This is a genomic window from Acinetobacter thutiue (genome assembly GCF_030385805.1).
Lineage (GTDB): Bacteria > Pseudomonadota > Gammaproteobacteria > Pseudomonadales > Moraxellaceae > Acinetobacter > Acinetobacter corruptisaponis.
The window spans coordinates 84037-100301 of record NZ_JAUDZE010000005.1; the positions used below are offsets into that span (position 1 = coordinate 84037).

Annotated in this window: 20 protein-coding genes and 2 tRNA genes; 15 read left to right on the forward strand and 7 right to left on the reverse strand. The window is 37.9% G+C overall.

Annotated features, from left to right (window positions below; translation table 11 throughout):
• Positions 1-5: 5 nt before the first annotated feature.
• The 4 genes from QTA56_RS11975 (at position 6) to QTA56_RS11990 (ending at position 4446) form a co-directional block, all read left to right on the forward strand.
• The gene (locus QTA56_RS11975; protein ID WP_267981172.1) at positions 6-1847 is read left to right on the forward strand and encodes a long-chain-acyl-CoA synthetase; all 1842 of its coding nucleotides are present in this window, start codon (positions 6-8) and stop codon (positions 1845-1847) included.
• 230 nt (positions 1848-2077) lie between these two features.
• Positions 2078-2153, forward strand: a tRNA-Lys gene (locus QTA56_RS11980).
• Between the two features lie 23 nt (positions 2154-2176).
• Positions 2177-2252, forward strand: a tRNA-Lys gene (locus QTA56_RS11985).
• A 562-nt stretch (positions 2253-2814) separates the two neighbouring features.
• Positions 2815-4446: an NERD domain-containing protein/DEAD/DEAH box helicase gene (locus tag QTA56_RS11990; protein ID WP_267981173.1), complete on the forward strand. Its 1632-nt coding sequence runs from the start codon at positions 2815-2817 to the stop codon at positions 4444-4446.
• A gap of 47 nt (positions 4447-4493) precedes the next feature.
• Here the strand turns inward: QTA56_RS11990 and QTA56_RS11995 are convergent, their stop codons facing one another.
• The 5 genes from QTA56_RS11995 to QTA56_RS12015 all read right to left on the reverse strand — a co-directional run bounded on the left by QTA56_RS11995 (position 4494) and on the right by QTA56_RS12015 (position 8912).
• A complete protein-coding gene (locus QTA56_RS11995) occupies positions 4494-4772 on the reverse strand; it encodes a YkgJ family cysteine cluster protein (RefSeq protein WP_326498155.1) in 279 nt (92 codons plus the stop codon).
• Entirely contained in the window at positions 4769-6298 is a 1530-nt protein-coding gene (locus tag QTA56_RS12000; RefSeq protein ID WP_267981174.1) for a hypothetical protein, read from the reverse strand. The genes QTA56_RS11995 and QTA56_RS12000 overlap by 4 nt, the downstream gene beginning before the upstream one ends.
• Positions 6299-6391: 93 nt before the next feature.
• Complete coding sequence (locus QTA56_RS12005) at positions 6392-7414, reverse strand: kinetochore Spc7 family protein (protein ID WP_267981175.1); 1023 nt, start codon at positions 7412-7414, stop codon at positions 6392-6394.
• A 58-nt stretch (positions 7415-7472) separates the two neighbouring features.
• Positions 7473-7967, reverse strand: a complete 495-nt coding sequence (locus QTA56_RS12010; RefSeq protein WP_267981176.1) for a lecithin retinol acyltransferase family protein — start codon at positions 7965-7967, stop codon at positions 7473-7475.
• Between the two features lie 42 nt (positions 7968-8009).
• Positions 8010-8912 (reverse strand): helix-turn-helix transcriptional regulator, encoded by a 903-nt coding sequence (locus QTA56_RS12015; RefSeq protein WP_267981177.1) that lies wholly within the window; start codon positions 8910-8912, stop codon positions 8010-8012.
• A gap of 364 nt (positions 8913-9276) precedes the next feature.
• Between QTA56_RS12015 and QTA56_RS12020 the strand changes: the two genes are divergently transcribed.
• The 3 genes from QTA56_RS12020 (at position 9277) to QTA56_RS12030 (ending at position 10217) form a co-directional block, all read left to right on the forward strand.
• Positions 9277-9690, forward strand: coding sequence for a hypothetical protein (locus QTA56_RS12020; RefSeq protein ID WP_267981178.1), 414 nt, complete (start codon positions 9277-9279; stop codon positions 9688-9690).
• A 140-nt stretch (positions 9691-9830) separates the two neighbouring features.
• The gene (locus QTA56_RS12025; RefSeq protein ID WP_267981179.1) at positions 9831-9980 is read left to right on the forward strand and encodes a hypothetical protein; all 150 of its coding nucleotides are present in this window, start codon (positions 9831-9833) and stop codon (positions 9978-9980) included.
• Positions 9981-9992: 12 nt separating this feature from the next.
• Positions 9993-10217, forward strand: a complete 225-nt coding sequence (locus tag QTA56_RS12030) for a helix-turn-helix domain-containing protein (protein ID WP_267981180.1) — start codon at positions 9993-9995, stop codon at positions 10215-10217.
• Here the strand turns inward: QTA56_RS12030 and QTA56_RS12035 are convergent.
• Positions 10214-10468 (reverse strand): helix-turn-helix domain-containing protein, encoded by a 255-nt coding sequence (locus tag QTA56_RS12035; protein ID WP_267981181.1) that lies wholly within the window; start codon positions 10466-10468, stop codon positions 10214-10216. The genes QTA56_RS12030 and QTA56_RS12035 overlap by 4 nt on opposite strands.
• 94 nt (positions 10469-10562) lie before the next feature.
• Between QTA56_RS12035 and QTA56_RS12040 the strand changes: the two genes are divergently transcribed.
• The 6 genes from QTA56_RS12040 (at position 10563) to QTA56_RS12065 (ending at position 13179) form a co-directional block, all read left to right on the forward strand.
• On the forward strand, positions 10563-11351 hold the full coding sequence (locus QTA56_RS12040; protein ID WP_267981182.1) for a hypothetical protein: 789 nt from the start codon (positions 10563-10565) through the stop codon (positions 11349-11351).
• A gap of 37 nt (positions 11352-11388) precedes the next feature.
• Positions 11389-11694 carry a hypothetical protein gene (locus QTA56_RS12045; protein WP_267981183.1) on the forward strand — a complete coding sequence of 102 codons (306 nt, stop codon included), beginning with the start codon at positions 11389-11391 and terminating at the stop codon, positions 11692-11694.
• 85 nt (positions 11695-11779) lie between these two features.
• Positions 11780-11947 (forward strand): hypothetical protein, encoded by a 168-nt coding sequence (locus QTA56_RS12050; RefSeq protein ID WP_267981184.1) that lies wholly within the window; start codon positions 11780-11782, stop codon positions 11945-11947.
• 70 nt (positions 11948-12017) lie between these two features.
• Positions 12018-12518, forward strand: coding sequence for a hypothetical protein (locus QTA56_RS12055; protein ID WP_267981185.1), 501 nt, complete (start codon positions 12018-12020; stop codon positions 12516-12518).
• Positions 12499-12846 carry a hypothetical protein gene (locus tag QTA56_RS12060; protein WP_267981186.1) on the forward strand — a complete coding sequence of 116 codons (348 nt, stop codon included), beginning with the start codon at positions 12499-12501 and terminating at the stop codon, positions 12844-12846. The genes QTA56_RS12055 and QTA56_RS12060 overlap by 20 nt, the downstream gene beginning before the upstream one ends.
• A gap of 54 nt (positions 12847-12900) precedes the next feature.
• Entirely contained in the window at positions 12901-13179 is a 279-nt protein-coding gene (locus QTA56_RS12065; protein WP_267981187.1) for a hypothetical protein, read from the forward strand.
• 119 nt (positions 13180-13298) lie between these two features.
• Here the strand turns inward: QTA56_RS12065 and QTA56_RS12070 are convergent, their stop codons facing one another.
• Positions 13299-13877: a hypothetical protein gene (locus QTA56_RS12070; protein ID WP_267981188.1), complete on the reverse strand. Its 579-nt coding sequence runs from the start codon at positions 13875-13877 to the stop codon at positions 13299-13301.
• A 372-nt stretch (positions 13878-14249) separates the two neighbouring features.
• Between QTA56_RS12070 and QTA56_RS12075 the strand changes: the two genes are divergently transcribed.
• Positions 14250-14837 carry a hypothetical protein gene (locus QTA56_RS12075; RefSeq protein ID WP_267981189.1) on the forward strand — a complete coding sequence of 196 codons (588 nt, stop codon included), beginning with the start codon at positions 14250-14252 and terminating at the stop codon, positions 14835-14837.
• A gap of 208 nt (positions 14838-15045) precedes the next feature.
• Positions 15046-16221 (forward strand): site-specific integrase, encoded by a 1176-nt coding sequence (locus QTA56_RS12080; RefSeq protein WP_267981190.1) that lies wholly within the window; start codon positions 15046-15048, stop codon positions 16219-16221.
• The last annotated feature ends 44 nt before the right edge of the window (positions 16222-16265 follow it).

Below are 16265 nucleotides of genomic sequence, written 5' to 3' on the forward strand. Positions count from 1 at the left end.
TTGATATGAGCCAAACTACGCAGACCGATATTATTACCCTTGGTGATGTCGCAACCCGACTTCCGAACTTCATCACCAAAGTACCTCATATCCTCAATGGTCTTAAACAGGCATATTTGCGGACACCAGCCTCTCCAGCTGGTTTAGGGATCGCCTTTGAAAAAGCAGTAAAGCGTAACCCGCAAGGTATTGCACTGTTATTTGAAGATCAAAGCTATAGCTATCGAGCACTAAATGAATGGGCAAACCAGATTGCACATTACTATTTGTCTCTGGGCGCAAAAAAGGGTGATGTTATTGCGGTGATGGTTGAAAACCGCCCTGAACTCATTGCCACAATCGTGGCGCTGGCCAAAATTGGCGTGACCATTGCCCTGGTGAATACCTCACAGGTCGGCAAGGTACTTGCCCATAGCATCAACCTGGTCAATCCAATTGCCGTGATTGCGGGTGAGGAAGTCCGTGCTGCCATTGATGAGATCCGTCAGGACCTGAATGTTGCCCAGGACCGTTTCCACTGGTTTGCTGACCAGGAAACGCGCAAGCATGCTGGTACTGCACCTAAAGGCTATGTCAATCTTGCCCAGCAAATTGATCAATTCCCGAAATTCAATCCATCCACCACCCGTACAGTGACAGGCAAGGATGGCCTGTTCTATATCTATACTTCTGGTACAACAGGACTGCCTAAGGCGGTTATTTTCACCCACAGCCGCTGGACGCTGGCTTATGGTACATACGGCCATATCCTTAATCTTGGCAAGGATGACGTGATGTATGTGACCCTGCCACTTTACCATGCAACAGGCGTGGTGGTGTGCTGGTGTGGCGTGATTGCGGGTAGCGCAACACTTGCGGTACGTCGTAAATATTCAACCAGTGCATTCTGGAAAGACGTACAAAAATTCAATGCGTCTGCCATTGGTTATGTTGGTGAACTTTGCCGTTACCTCATTGATGCGCCGACAACGGAACTTGACCGCGCCCACCGTGTCACCAAGATGATTGGTAACGGTATGCGTCCAAACATCTGGGGCAAATTCAAGGAACGTTTTGGTGTGCAGGAAGTTCTTGAGCTTTATGCATCAAGTGAAGGCAATGTTGGCTTTAGCAACATCTTCAACTTTGACAATACCGTGGGCTTCTCTCCTACCCCTTATGCCATTGTTGAGTTTGACAAGGAAAAGAATGAGCTTGTCCGTGACAAGAAAGGCCACTGCAAGAAAGTGAAGACAGGTGAAGTGGGCTTGCTGGTTGGCAAGATTACCAGCCGCTCTCCGTTTGATGGTTATACCGATCCTGAAAAGAACAAGTCGGTTATTCTCAAGGATGTATTTGCCAAGGGTGACTCATACTTCAATACAGGTGATCTGGTTCGTGACATCGGTTTCCGTCATGCACAGTTCGTGGACCGTTTAGGCGACACTTTCCGCTGGAAAGGCGAAAATGTATCAACCACTGAAGTTGAAAACATGGTTTGCGAATACGATAAGATTGCAGAAGCCGTGGTTTATGGCGTAGAAATTCCAAATACCAACGGCCGTGCGGGTATGGCTGCAATCACGCTGGTGGATGGTGAAGAACTGAATGAAGCTGATTTAAGCGCTATGGTGAACGTATTCAAGAAATGCCTGCCATCATACGCAATCCCCGTATTCCTACGTGTTCAGGCCAAGGTTGAAACCACAGGCACATTTAAGTACCAGAAAAACAAGCTGAAAGAGGATGCCTTTAATCCAGGCAAAACGTCTGAACGTTTGTTGGTATTATTACCAGGGGCAACAGGCTATTGCGATGTAAATGCCGAAATCTTTAACAATATTCAAAGTTATCAATACCGTTTTTAGTTTATTTTTTAGCTAAACGAGAGGAAATCGTGTTTTTTATAAACAATCATTCACATGATTTACAATTTCCTCTTGTGTTAGCTGAATAAATTGCTAGAATACGCAACATCAAAACGATGCAGTGTTTGAAAGATTTATCTTTCCTCTGATTGCTTAGGATCCAAGACCAAAGAAAATCATAGATTTTCTCTTGCGCTCGGGTAAAGCGTTGCTTTACTTATCCTCGCTCAGGGTCGTTAGCTCAGTTGGTAGAGCAGCGGACTTTTAATCCGTTGGTCCCGCGTTCGAGTCGCGGACGACCCACCACTTTATAGTTTTGATTATTATCTGGGTCGCTAGCTCAGTCGGTAGAGCAGCGGACTTTTAATCCGTTGGTCCCGCGTTCGAATCGCGGGCGACCCACCAGATTCAAAGCCTTGTAAATCAAAAGTTTACAAGGCTTTTTTAATTTCAGATAATCTCAAAAAACTTCTTTCTGTGGTTCATTTTACGGTTCATCGGTTAAATACTCCGATGGTCTCAACCTATCCACTCTACATATTCAACCAGATGATCTTTCATCAAAGTATGCTGTACAAGGCTTTATCCTCTCTAGCTTAAATCTAGGCATAAAAAATAGCGTTCTTTCCCCTTTCTAGGCGTGTTAATGAATGCTTGGGTATAGAGACACTGCACGAGATAGATTCTTGCCGTTTTATGCGATTGACATGCATCTACGGTGCTCTCTGACCTCTTTCCCCTGCCAATCAAACCATTTGTGGCATAGCTAGATAGGCTCTCGCTGACAAATCACCTACGCTCTTGAAAAACAGACCGTAAGCGGTTCATCAGAAAAAATCCTAACGTTTCAGTAAATATAGGTCATGGTCTACGAATCCTCTCCATTATTGAAGTTTTTTCTATAAAAAGGTTTGCGCTGTATAAGCATATCCTCAATAATCAAATCAACTTTCCTTAGCAAAAACACATGGATATGCAAAACTCGATAAGCAGCGCACAATTAGTTGGTAATCTGGCTGAGTCAAAAGTTGTTGAATGCTTAGCGTCGTTGGGCAAGCCTTGGCAATCGTTTAATTCGGTAGAATGGCGATTGATACAACAACATGGCGAACAAATCGGTGAAGCGGATGCTGTTATATTTCATCCCCAGCATGGCTTGATTGTTCTAGAAATTAAGGCAGGTGCTGTATATATAAAAGATGGGCAATGGTTCTATGCCTCTGGTCGGTCAATGTCACAGTCTCCCTGTCAACAGGCTCGACGTAATCGCTATGCGCTCATGGAAAAGCTCAGTGCAAAAATTGGTAAAGAGGCACTCAATCAATTAACAGTAACTCATGCCGTGTTTTTCCCCGATCTTGTATGGAAATCTGAAACACCCACTGAACTACCATCAAAATCTTTTCTTCTTGATCGTCAAAGTTTAAAGAATATTGAAAATGCCTTGCTACAAATCTTTAAAGAAGCAAACTCCGTACAAAAGATTTGGACAAAACCACAGCAACATGCCATTCAGCAAATCTTTACTCCATCTGTTATTACCTTTAGTCCCTTAGTCGTACAGATAGAGCAAACTAGTCAGGCTCTGCATCGTGCAACACAACAGCAAATGAATGTATTGCGTATGCTGGCAAGTCAAAATCGTTTATTGATTGATGGAATTGCTGGTTCAGGTAAAACCCATCTTGCTATGACACTAGCAGAACAACATGCTCAACAGAATAAACGAGTCTTGCTCACTTGTTATAATCGTTACTTAGCAGCACAGCTTGCACAAGCAACTGCACATATTCCCAATATCAAGGCAATCGCCTTTCATGATCTGGTCAAGGAATACGCTGAATTGGCTGGATTAAGCTATGCGGAACCCCAAAACCCTGCTGATTTAGAATATTTTTATGGTGAGGGTGCAACAGAATTACTGCTAGAAGCCATAGATATTGTAAATAGCCGTTTTGATAGCATCATTGTTGATGAAGCAGCAGACTTCAAATCAGAATGGTGGATTGCCCTAGAGGCTTTAGGTACAGAAAATTTTAGCTGGTATTGTTTTTTTGACTTACAGCAGAATATTTATCTTGATAAGCAGGTATGGCAACCACCTTTTGCAGCCAATGTCATGTCATTGACCGAGAATCTGCGTAATACTCAACCTATCGGCTTAGTTGCCACCAAATATGGTCAATCCAAACCTGCTGAACGTTATTTAGTTGAGCAAGGTATTGAGCCTCTTTGGCATTATTGCGATGATTTTACAGGAATGGCAATACAACTGCGACAGTTGCTCAAGCAATTGATTGAGAAAGAACAAGTCCCTGTGGAAAACATTGTAGTCCTCTCCCCATTCAGACATAACAACAAACAATCCTCTTGGTCAGTTGGATTAGATCATGTCAACATCAATACCAACATGGCACAGATTATACCAAATCATGTCCGTGTTGGAACAATTCAGGGTTTTAAGGGTCTAGAAGCAGAAGTTGTTATTCTTGTCGGACTCAATGCCAAAGCTGCTCAACATCCAACTTGGTTTTATGTGGGCGCAACACGAGCTAAAGCTGCTTTATATCTCTTCGCATTAAGTGACAGTTGGCTTTAAACAAACGGACCGTAAACAGTTCATCAGAAAAGTCTAAAGTTTTTAATTTATCTATTTTTGTTTTGTTCCATTTCATATAACTGCTTACAAGCAATAAGATTTAGTTCAACAAAGTTATGCCAAGCCATTTTTTCTTGGAAATGCTGCTTATAAAACTGATCAACATGACAAATTTCAGGACGAGTATCATAGATCGTACATAAATGGGTCGTAGTATCGTGATGGCGACATACTCCATCCCCACGATCAAGATAAGCTGTCAATTCAGATAAATTGACGTGGCGACAACATGCACCACATTGCGAACAAGGAAAATTCATTTTCATAGCTGAAATACAAAATCATCATCTTGCATTAATTGGTCAAATTCTTCAAAACTCCTAAATCCTAGATCATGACCAAATGCCCCATTAAGCCGATTTAAAGCCTGTATATATTGATCAGCATCTACAGATAAAATGGAATCTTCCATCTGACTAAAGACATCAGCAATAAATTCTTTACGAGCAACTCTATTTTCTTCTAAGACTTGTTCCATTTCTAAACGAGCAACTCGCATTTGAGGAATAACAGCTAAACATAACTGTTCTATTTGCTCTTTTCTTTCTCTTGCAACTTTTACATTCGCTGCCTCACCCAAAGCAAATAGCCCAGACTGATGTAGTATATTTGCTATAAAGTATCCAACGGTCGATCCCACTAATGCACCAACAACAGGAATCGGGATCAATGCTTGTCCTACAGCACCATAATAAAATGCACCTGCACCTGTTAATGCTGTATGACTAATTTCATTACATAATTCTTCTTTTGTCATATTTTCATCAGTTAAGAATCTATAAATCGACTTTCCTGCTTTTACAGCACCTGCTGCCACAGCGACATGCGCATTACTTTTTATGAGTACTTTTGCTGTTGATTCTGCAAGATACTCTTGTGCAGTATGAGCTACGCCTCGTGCAGCAACACTAGTCACATAACTTGTTGTATAGCCTCTTACTGTATAAGTTGTGGTCTTTAATAAAAATTCACTAACCGTTAAATCTGATTGACCAGACAATAATTGGTATCCATCTCCTATCATGGACATCCCACCGCCAATTGCTGCTCCCAATACTCCTGCTTGATGCCCTGTACGATGCAGTTCTGTTAATAATGCCTCTTGTTTATGTTCAGTAGCAATCTGTCCTACACGTTCTAAATCTGTAGCTTCAATCGCCTCTTGTTGAGTTGTTCCTCCTGACGTGATTTCTCCATGCCGAACACCTTTCTCCAAATGATTTTGTGCATCTCTATAATCTTCGGCTTTTAAAGTACCTGTATCAATTCTCTTTTGATATAGCTCACTAATTTTTTCAGTTTGCTCTGATGGTGCGACACGTTGCATTCCTTGATATTTTTCATCTGCTAAAGCAAATGCGCTCTTGGCAGCATCATTACATGATTTTAGTTGGGCTTCATCTAAAATAGCACCATTCGTATTTTGTATTAGAATGTCAGCAGCAGCATGTGGCTGCCCCATACTATCCGTCGTTTGTGCAAAAATTGCATATTCACCTTTCTGTATAGCATCCATATTAAATTTCATGACTTCTAGCTGCTCAAATTGCCAACCTTGTGCATGAATACAATTCTTTTTTGCTTCTGCAATTTTCATCAATACATCTGCATCACCCAATAATCGTTGGGTTGCTTTAAATAATGGGTCTAACTGATGCTCATTTAAAATATGTATGCTTTGTTCAAATATTTTTTGATTATCTTTTAATTTACTTTCAGAACCATTATAAACTGATTTATTCTCATCCAAAACTATCGACTTTCTTTGTAATTTATTTAAGTTATTTGACATATATTACCTATACAATTCCATTTATAAAAACAATGACTAATTTATTATAAAACCAGTCATTGTTCGAAAAAACCGATCTATTTTCAACTAAAACTATTGATCGTCATCAGCATAAAATTCACAGATCTCATCATCAAAATCACGAGCATCGGTCAATTCAAAATCAAGAAAGACTAATGAACCATCTTCATCTAAGATTCTAGTTTCCATCAAATTCTTTAGTACTTTCGCAGTAGCAAAACACATCATCACAAGTTGTTTTTGCCGCTCTGTATAACGTCTATAATCGGTACTATCATCAATTATTTCATTTAAATCATCAAGAAAGAGAATAAACCATTCCTGCAAACTCACTAAAATTTCCGTAATTTCTGTAAACCGATCTCCTATTTCTTTTGTCAGTAATGTTGCATTGCTCATTTGTTCAACGGCAAGTTTTGCTTCTTGTAAGTTTGCATAGGCATTATGGCGAGCTTCTTCTGCCTTAGCTGCTAACATCATTCCACCTACAGCTAATACAGGTCCAGCAACAACACCACCTAAAACAGCCATTCCCCCAGCCATTCCAAAACCACCTGCACTTAAAGCACCACCACCCAACCATGCCAATGTTGCATTAGTTGCTGCTGCCCCACTTAATGTTCCAATTGCAGTTCCAGTAGATGCGGTTGCTAACATCCCTACACTACCAAATGCAGCAAAACCCGCCATGCCTCCTGCACCTAAAGCAGCGAGTCCACCACCTAATGTTTCATTTACACTTAAAACAGTTTTTGAGATAGATAAAAACTCTGCTTTCGTTAAGTGAAGATTATTTAACTCATCAGATAGTTCTGTATCGTCAAAATCAATATTTTTAATTTTTTCAAAGCTCTCAACAAATTCAAGCAATTGATTTTCATAAATATCAACTTTTAACTCACCAAGCGTTTCAATTTTTTCTTGGGTTTCTACTTTTTGTGTTTCAAGTTCTTCTACTGCTTCATCATATATTACTTGAGCTTCAGTATTATATTCGTCTGCGGTATTAAAATCTCCTTTAGCATCAACACCTTTCTTAACCCCATAACCTGCTGCTGCAATTGCAACACCTGCTAAAATAAATGGAAGTGGCATATCTTACCCCTACTGTTTTATAAAAATTTAAAGTCACTGGTCTGTCATGTTTGTAATACTAATTTCTAAAATCCCATACTCGCCACTCATTACATCCTAAAATAGAAGAAGCGGTATTTTTTAAAAGCCAAAATGGCCAATCATTGTTTTCAAAATTCCCTGTTAAACATCCAGAACTAAACATATGACAATTATTACTAATTACACTATATTCTACTTTTTTCCCTATTTTCTCTTTGGCACGCTGTGCAACTTTTTCAGAACCTACAGATTGTCCATCTTTACAAGATACATAGATACTTAGAGCCATATTTAAACCACCCAATCTATTCAAAAATATTTCAGGAGAAACAACTTCAATGAGACCAGAACCATCTAAATGTACAATTTTATTATCACCGATATAGACTCCAGAATGCTCAAATTGATTATTCATTAAACCACAATAAATGATACTCCCCCTTTTTACTTCCTTTACTGCTCTAAGATTATCAACTAAATACTTAGTAGCAGCACCTAAAATAGATCCCCCTAAAATAAGTGAACTTGGCATAATTTTCTCCTAATTTAAATAATTTTCCATGAATTAAAACATTTACCCAATATATCCTTTTAACCCATCCATCAACTCACTTTGCAAGCTTTCAGGACTGACCACATGAATATGTGGCATCCAGTAACGGATCAGCGAAAGAAGTTGGACTGAACTGACATACTGACTACTCATCAGCAAACCACCGTTATCCATTTCTTTGACAATTTGCTGATGTGGCAACAAACTCCGTTGTCTAAAATGATCTGCAACTTCTGCACTGATCGTTAAAATAGCTTCCTGTTTGTCTTGTCCAAACCAAATACTTTCTTCTGTTTCTAATTGCTTCAATATTTCTTTGCTATGCTGAAAAGAAGGTTGATTGTCATGGATCGTAAACTCTTTAACAAAGCTGAGGCGATACGCTTTTAATTTCTCATCTTTCACTGCTGCCAAATACCAGCAACTACGATGATTAATCAATTTATATGGCTCAAGTAAGTGATAACTACCTTTATAATAAAGCGTGATTTTATGCTTCTTTAAAATAGCAGGTTCTAAGTGCTCAAATAGAGCTTTAAACTTTGTACCATCTTCATTAAATTGCCCTTTACTTTCATAAACAAATTTTGCATTTTCATTCAAGATACGATGCAAGAATTGTCTATCCATATTGGGGAATAAATCAGAAACACCTGAGAGTATGGAAAAATGACGAATATCATCATTATTCAATTGCCCTAAATAATAATTTTCAGGTAACGCATAAAGACCATCATCATTCAGCCCAAGCATAGGCAATGCCACCATTAAACGCTGATTAATATCACGCTGTATGGTACGTTTACTGACACGATGTTGTTCTGCAAGTTGCTTGGTATCCAATGCTTTGCCTTCATTAAGCTGACACAGCATGTCCGTGATACGTTGTGCTAATTTGACATGTTCATTTTCATTATCTGTCATTTACTCTTTCCAAAGTTAATCTTTCTTATATCCATAATATCCACACTGATAGACAGGTGATGTCGTCACTAATCAAAATAATGATGTGCCTTATAAAAAGTCCATTTATTTTAATTTTTTCAATTTCCATTTTTATGACGACACAGCCTGTCCACCCAACCTGTTAGCTTATAAACATCGCCAACAGACGGAGGAAAAAACCGCTATCAAACCTGTGCTTAGAACTTTATGAATACTAAGTTTGGTGGTGAGGTCGGTAGCAATTGTACCTAACTAAGGTACGTGTTACTACGACTTTTTAGGGGTAAACAACACAATCTCGTCTCGTGTATTCAGTCACATTAATCATTGCAGGAAAAAAGTCATGTCACATTATGAAAAAAATGAAAGAGTCAATAAAATTGGGGTATTTGAGAAACTCATCCAACGTGCAAATCACAAAGGAATGAAAATTATACTCGCTTCCATGATTGCACTCATAACTACAAATAGTTTTGCAGGAGTTACATTGGAACAAGGAGATACCATGTATTATTTTGCTAAACAATGTAATGAAAAGGGTAAAACAGCTTATGCCTTGACTGATACAGGTCAATGGCAAGCGTATTCTGCCGCAGAAGTTTATGAGCAGTATAAGTATATGAAATCTATGATCACGATCAATCAGTTCTTATCAACGACACCATCTAAAGTAACAAAAGAGGATGTACTTGCATATTTAGATAAAACACGACCTAAACGAATTAAGGCTGCCAAAAGTTATCTTGCATGTAAGTAATATTTTAAAGCATGTTCAAATATTTTTAATATGAGCATACCTAATTATAAATATCAAAAACTTCAAGCTATAAAATAATATGTAATTAATCACATTTTACTTACATATTATTTTCATGGTCTATAAACAAAGGAGTGACCATGAAAATTATTTATTCTGTATTCAATATAGGTTTATTACTTGCTAGCGATAAATCATTTTTCAATCTTATTGCAAATAATGTAAATATTAACCCTAAAACAAAACCCCATACTCTTTCCACCTTATTCATCCCTGTAATAAGAGAATAAGGAGAAAGTTGTATGGATGCTTTACAGCAATGGTTTATAGAACAGCGTGAAAAAAGGAAATTAACAATTCAACAGCTCGCACAAAATCTGAACCAACCTGTTTCATATATACAAGACATTGAACAGGGAGAGCATATTTTAGAGATCGTTGAATTTTTACGATATTGCCGTGCTTTGGATGTTGATCACAATATAGCGATTGAGATTATTCAAAACGAATTGCAAAAACAATCTTAACCCTTTGCTTTGTTGATTTCATTTTGAATTAAATCCAATCCAGTTTGAGGATTGATTCCAAGCGTATTGCAGTACCAAACGTATTCCACAATATCTAAACGCCTTTCGCCTTGTTCAACTTTTTGTATGTACGAATGAGGTTTGTCCATGCGTTCAGCCAAGCTACGCATAGAAAGGTGGCGTAATTTGCGTTCACTCTTGAGCCAATGGATCAGAGTTCGCATCTCGTCAGTATAGATACTATTTGTCATGTACCTATTTTGAATACACCAGATAATGTACCCAAAATAGATACAAAAAGTACCTTAAACAAGACAAAGAGATTAATATAGGAAATTAAAGAACATGAGCATTAAGAAACTTACAACTATTATTATTGCTATAGTTGTAATGACCGTAGTTTCTACAATATTGGTCTATAAATATGCCACTACATCCAAATGCAGTCCTATGAGCTTGGAAAAAGCACTTGATACTTTTTCAACAGCGCAGATAAAAAATGATCCTGATCTTATTAAATGTATTTCAGTAACAAAAAAAGAAGAAGCAGAATTTCTTCAACTACAAACATTTCTAGGAGGTACTGACTTTAATGATACTGTCATTAAAGCTTTTGAATTACGTGATGCTGCAAAAAACTTTGAGGAGTCATCAGTTGAAAAATCTGATCTCAAAGTTCCTCAAAGCCCGCAGAAAGAAACAGCCCCTGCTGCACCAACAGTCAGTTATGAAGCCTTATATGTTTCAGATGAAGGTGTAGGCTATGACCAAATTTTTGCATTGGAAAGCCGTGGTGAAGATACGATGGGGCAAGCAATTAATTACCAGTCAAAAGCAGGGCGAGTCAATGTGATGGAACAAGTCGTGGAGGATGTTGAGCTTACAGGTTACGTTCATATTGACCATGCCTATAAATTTGCTGATCAATATGTACTGATTGTTTCAACAGGTGAGCACGGAAATAGCTGCCCAGCCACAACCTACGCCTTTAGCTATGATACAAAAAGTGAAAGTGTAACAGGTAAAACTGAAATAGATGGCTGTTCCGAAAATGTCCAAGCTTTTGCTGAAGGGAATAAGCTGACTGTGAAAAAAGATGGAAAAGCAACGACCATCTATAATGGTAAAGTCTAATATTTAAATCATTTAACTAAAATCAAAGGATAAAATTATGAAACCTTTAAGCATCTTTATTACATTATTTATATTCGCAATGTCTACAGCAAACGCTGCGACATTAAATGTAAAAATGAAGAAAAATACTCAGTGGGGAGAAGAATCAGCTCAATTAGCAACTGATAAAGGACTCATTTCCATTTATGCCCTAGAGTTAACCAAGAAACAGGCGAATGATTTGAATACGCTGAAAAAAGGTAACTGCGTTCAAATCAAAGCCAAAGATCAGACTTTAGAAAAATCTGATGGTGTAATATCCATTATGGAATTTGAGTCTGCAAAAACAGTAAAGTGTAAATAAACCTAATGCTGCATACATAAATTGTAATCGTCCGCATTTGGCATAGATATTATTTTCATGGTGATTCAATCAAGGAGCAAACACCGTGAAAAAACATTATCCAGAACTTGAAAAAGTATGTGAGGTTATGGACAACATTCCTCATCCCAAGTGTCAAAACTTGGCGAATAGTATCCGTACCTGTAATAGCATTGATGCCAGTCATCAGGAAAAAGCTGCTGCTGTACTGATTGCAGCCTTACAATTTATTTAAATCTTGACCTTATCAATAGCCCCCAATGCAGTAACGTGCATTGGGGATTTTTTATTTATGGAGCATCATCATGCAACCACAACCTCGTATCCATGACAAAGTAGGTTATTGCCTTGTCGAGACTTTGATCTGTAATAAGCTTTCTGAACGTGCCGAAGGGAAATTACATTATCAAATTTGGCAGCATCAAGAAGATAAGTCTTTTGGCATCTCACTTTGCAAGAATGAATCAAGCGGTGGCTTTAGTGCCGAACTCATTCAAGTCACCGACATTTTACAGTGTTTGGCAAATCTCAAAGCCACTGAAAAGCCATTTCATGCAACGGCATTCAAGCCTCTATTCTCAGGGAAATCGGCAAATAATCATTGCTTCCTTGCTGCGGTGTTCGTAGATCAGAAACTTGTCCAACCACATCCTATGACCGAAAGATTATTGGAAGTTGATGTTCATTTTGAATTGTGGGTGAACCAATTGGAAAGCCTTGTATCAATGGACAAAGAGATTACACCAACCAAAACCAGTAAAAAACGCCCTGAAAAGGAGATTGAAAATGAAGTACATCAAGCATAAGGAGGACATCAAATATGTAATCAACCGTGAAATTGCTTCGACAATATCCAGTACGATATCTCGACTGGAAACACAGTATGAAGAAGCCTATCAAGCCACCCAACATGGGTGGTTTATTGTATGTGAACAAGGCAAAGAGTTATTTCAGCCCTTACCAGAACTGTCTTTTAGTCTTTATGAAAAGATCAAAAATGGTGAGGCTGAATATATAGAGGAATTATTGGATTGGTATGAAATCTATATTTTACTCAATGACAATGAAGGTGTTCTGGTGTTCATTCCACGAACATTACTTCCTCAACATTCTTTACCCATGATACCGAACTGAACACTGAGTGAGTTACAGCTTGGAGTTTTAGCACACAGCATCAAGGACGGAAAAATGTCAAAGAAACCTTTATTTGAGCTTGGTCAAGTGGTAGCGACTGTAAATGCCTTAACCTTTGCCAATCAGCATCAAATCGACCTACTTGGCTTGTTGCAACGGCATCATACAGGTGACTGGGGAAATCTATGTTCTGAGGATAAAGACAGTAATGAAGAGGCTCTCATTAGTGGCAGACGTATCTTTTCTAGCTATCAATATGAAACGGATAAAATTTGGATCATTACTGAAGCTGATCGAAGTCTAACAACCATCTTATTGCCGATTGATTACTGAATCATCCTGTCAGACCACTGTCTTACCTCAAAATAGACCGTAAAGCTGTTTTGGCTTTACGGTTTCTTTTTTGATAGCGAGGTCAGGTATGACGTGATGGATTTTCAAGATAAAGTGGCTTACGTTCTAGTTGTCCGTGGGGGGGGGTTCTTCCTTTTAACTGTATAATACCCTCTTAATGTATCTGTTCTAGATTTAGATATTCTTAATTTATGCTTTGCTAACCTATTTTTCTGATCACCTCTAAATTTAGAGAAATAACGATTGAAAGTTCTCTTTTTAGATGAATATATATCAAGAGAAATTTTATCACTCAATTTTCTTTTATTTATAAAGTGATCAAGAACAGAGTTAATTTTTTCTTTTTCATCTTTTCTACATATAAATTCTTGAATAAAAAGTAGGAAGAGATGCCTTGTACTTTTAAATCCGCCATTTTCTAACACATTAAACATAAAAATTTCAAATTCTTCTGTACTTACATTTTTTCTATTCCTCTGTTTAATGTCAATCTTAATATATGAATTTTCTTTATTTTCAACTTTTTTGGGGAATTTATGATATCTAAATTCTCTTAAATAAGTATAAGCACTTGATTTGGATTTCTTAAACCTATATCTAATGCTTTCTACTGAAACTCTCTCACCCTTTTCATATGCCAAATTTAGATATAGATAAATTTCCGCAGGAATCGACATCGCACACCTCGTTTGATCAAAATTTGATCGATTGAGAATTCTCGTAGTAGAACATCACACAAAAATTTTTGAGCCAGCTCATGTTAGGATTAAAAAGTATATTAGCATAAATAAAGGTCACATTTTAGTAAATTTATTTCAATATTATCAATAACTTAAAACAAAAAGATCAGATTTGACCATCACTAAATAGAGCTATATAGTCAATATCAACCAGTCAAATAACTGGTCTATGACATTCAGTCATACAAACCGATTAGCTCACCTAAAGTTAGCCAATCAATCACAATCATTGTTATAAAGGTATCAACTATGAACACTGTACAAAACGAAAAAACTAATCCATGTCGACATATCAACTATGGGTGTTACATGGAAAAGAAAGAAACATATCCAGAACTTGTTTCAGGAAAACAACATCACTCTAGTCTGCTCAATCATGAAGCAAGTTGCATCCTAAATGGGGTGGATAATGGTATTTCAGATTCAGCCTTGATGACACAGCTTCTTTTTGAAGATGTCTCATTACATGCTTCTTTGATTACTAAGAGTCTAAATATACCAATGACTATTATTAGAAATAATGGCTATTGGGTCGAATCTGTAAAAACCTTAAAAGTGAGTAGCGATTCAGTACAGTCTTTGGTTTTACTCATTGAACTATATAAACCTGCTAAAGTAATTTTGGTAGAGAATTACACATCTCAAGATGAGCAAGAAAATCAATTGACATCTTTTGGTTATTATATGGTTGATAAGGACAATCAGTTTTTCGCTAAAGTGGTATGTATTGTTGACCATAATCAGTATTGTGTAATTAAGCCAGATAATCGTGTTGAGGACTTACTTTTCGAGGATCGCATGGTTGAGCGTATGTCGTTCCTCTTTGAGAATATGCCAGATTATTTCTCATTTAAATATAATCACTTATTGACAGTATTATCTAATAACGCTTATTGATTAAATTAACGTAACAGGCATGCAGTTACGTTGAATTAAAATCCAACTCTAAAAATATTCCTTTCAGCTATGACTATTACATAAGGTCAGAGAATCAATCACGCCTATAAAAAGCTTATTGGCACATTCCTATTATTCCATTCCCCTTGTTGCTCTAAGCGACAAGGGGTCGTTATGCCTAATTTCCACCCCAAAAGGAGTCATTATTATGAATGTATCCCTAAAGATACCAAGCTCTGCTTTGGACATGAACAACTATCCTCTGCCAGAGGGCAAGTCCAAGCATGAATATTCTGTCAATGGTATAAAAGGCTTGCGTATCGTTATTTCAACCAAAAGTACAACATTTTTGTGGCGTTATTCCTTTACACGTAAGAAATGTTCAATGGTGCTTGGTAAATATCCTGAAATCAGTATCTACCAAGCGATTGAATTAATTACACAGTATCAGGTGTTACTGGACAAAGGGATAAATCCAGATGCTGAACAACGTCGCCAACAAAGTACCCCAACCTTTGCTTACTTCGTAACGAATATCTATTTGCCTGCGGTTCAGCCGTATAAACGCTCATACAAGGATGATGAATCTCGTATCCGTACTCACCTTATTCAAATTCTCGGTAAATTACTGATTAATGGAATTACTGTACCGATGGTCAGTTCTGCACTGATCGAATGTCAGCAGAAAGGTCTCAGTAATGCAACAGTTAATCGTATTCGTGCTTTGTTATCGAGTATTTTTAATATGGCGATTGAGCATGAATGGATTACGACGAATCCTGTAAGCCGTGTTCGGAAATTCAAGGAAAATAATCTGATTGAACGTTATCTCAATGATACAGAGATGCAGCGTTTAGACAGGGTATTGATCCAACCTGCTCAATTCTCTATTGATAACCTGATTATTGTAGCGATTGTCCGATTTCTGCTACTCACAGGTGTCCGCAAGCGTGAGGCAATGGATTTGCAGTGGTCTGATGTCGATACGGAAACTGGGGTCTGGCTGCTCAAGCACAATAAAGCAGGCAAAGCTCGTCAGATTCCATTGAGTAGTGAAGCCTTGAAGATCATTTGTTCAATGCCAAAACGCTGCCCATACGTTTTTGCCAATCCTGAGACCTTGCAGCCTTATGCGGATATTCGTAAAACCTTTGAAAAAATCTTGAAGGCTGCGGATATCGACAAAATCCGTATTCATGATTTGCGACATAACTTTGCAAGTATGGCTGTGAATAGTGGCGAGTCTTTGTATGTTGTACAGAAGTTGCTAGGTCATTCTTCTCCAATCACCACACAACGTTATGCCCATGTGCAGCATGACACGCTCAGAAATGCCTCTGAAAAAATCGCTCAGTCTATACGTCAGACAAACCGAGCGAGCTAAACCCTAATTTTATCAATCATGAATGGGCACATTCCCCAATGTGC

What these genes read in the sequence shown, in the direction of transcription:
- QTA56_RS11975 (WP_267981172.1), top strand. Translation starts at nt 6, where the DNA reads ATGAGCCAAACTACGCAGACCGATATTATTACCCTTGGTGATGTCGCA.
- QTA56_RS11990 (WP_267981173.1), top strand. Translation starts at nt 2,815, where the DNA reads ATGGATATGCAAAACTCGATAAGCAGCGCACAATTAGTTGGTAATCTG.
- QTA56_RS11995 (WP_326498155.1), bottom strand. Translation starts at nt 4,772, where the DNA reads ATGAAAATGAATTTTCCTTGTTCGCAATGTGGTGCATGTTGTCGCCAC.
- QTA56_RS12000 (WP_267981174.1), bottom strand. Translation starts at nt 6,298, where the DNA reads ATGTCAAATAACTTAAATAAATTACAAAGAAAGTCGATAGTTTTGGAT.
- QTA56_RS12005 (WP_267981175.1), bottom strand. Translation starts at nt 7,414, where the DNA reads ATGCCACTTCCATTTATTTTAGCAGGTGTTGCAATTGCAGCAGCAGGT.
- QTA56_RS12010 (WP_267981176.1), bottom strand. Translation starts at nt 7,967, where the DNA reads ATGCCAAGTTCACTTATTTTAGGGGGATCTATTTTAGGTGCTGCTACT.
- QTA56_RS12015 (WP_267981177.1), bottom strand. Translation starts at nt 8,912, where the DNA reads ATGACAGATAATGAAAATGAACATGTCAAATTAGCACAACGTATCACG.
- QTA56_RS12020 (WP_267981178.1), top strand. Translation starts at nt 9,277, where the DNA reads ATGTCACATTATGAAAAAAATGAAAGAGTCAATAAAATTGGGGTATTT.
- QTA56_RS12025 (WP_267981179.1), top strand. Translation starts at nt 9,831, where the DNA reads ATGAAAATTATTTATTCTGTATTCAATATAGGTTTATTACTTGCTAGC.
- QTA56_RS12030 (WP_267981180.1), top strand. Translation starts at nt 9,993, where the DNA reads ATGGATGCTTTACAGCAATGGTTTATAGAACAGCGTGAAAAAAGGAAA.
- QTA56_RS12035 (WP_267981181.1), bottom strand. Translation starts at nt 10,468, where the DNA reads ATGACAAATAGTATCTATACTGACGAGATGCGAACTCTGATCCATTGG.
- QTA56_RS12040 (WP_267981182.1), top strand. Translation starts at nt 10,563, where the DNA reads ATGAGCATTAAGAAACTTACAACTATTATTATTGCTATAGTTGTAATG.
- QTA56_RS12045 (WP_267981183.1), top strand. Translation starts at nt 11,389, where the DNA reads ATGAAACCTTTAAGCATCTTTATTACATTATTTATATTCGCAATGTCT.
- QTA56_RS12055 (WP_267981185.1), top strand. Translation starts at nt 12,018, where the DNA reads ATGCAACCACAACCTCGTATCCATGACAAAGTAGGTTATTGCCTTGTC.
- QTA56_RS12060 (WP_267981186.1), top strand. Translation starts at nt 12,499, where the DNA reads ATGAAGTACATCAAGCATAAGGAGGACATCAAATATGTAATCAACCGT.
- QTA56_RS12065 (WP_267981187.1), top strand. Translation starts at nt 12,901, where the DNA reads ATGTCAAAGAAACCTTTATTTGAGCTTGGTCAAGTGGTAGCGACTGTA.
- QTA56_RS12070 (WP_267981188.1), bottom strand. Translation starts at nt 13,877, where the DNA reads ATGTCGATTCCTGCGGAAATTTATCTATATCTAAATTTGGCATATGAA.
- QTA56_RS12075 (WP_267981189.1), top strand. Translation starts at nt 14,250, where the DNA reads ATGGAAAAGAAAGAAACATATCCAGAACTTGTTTCAGGAAAACAACAT.
- QTA56_RS12080 (WP_267981190.1), top strand. Translation starts at nt 15,046, where the DNA reads ATGAATGTATCCCTAAAGATACCAAGCTCTGCTTTGGACATGAACAAC.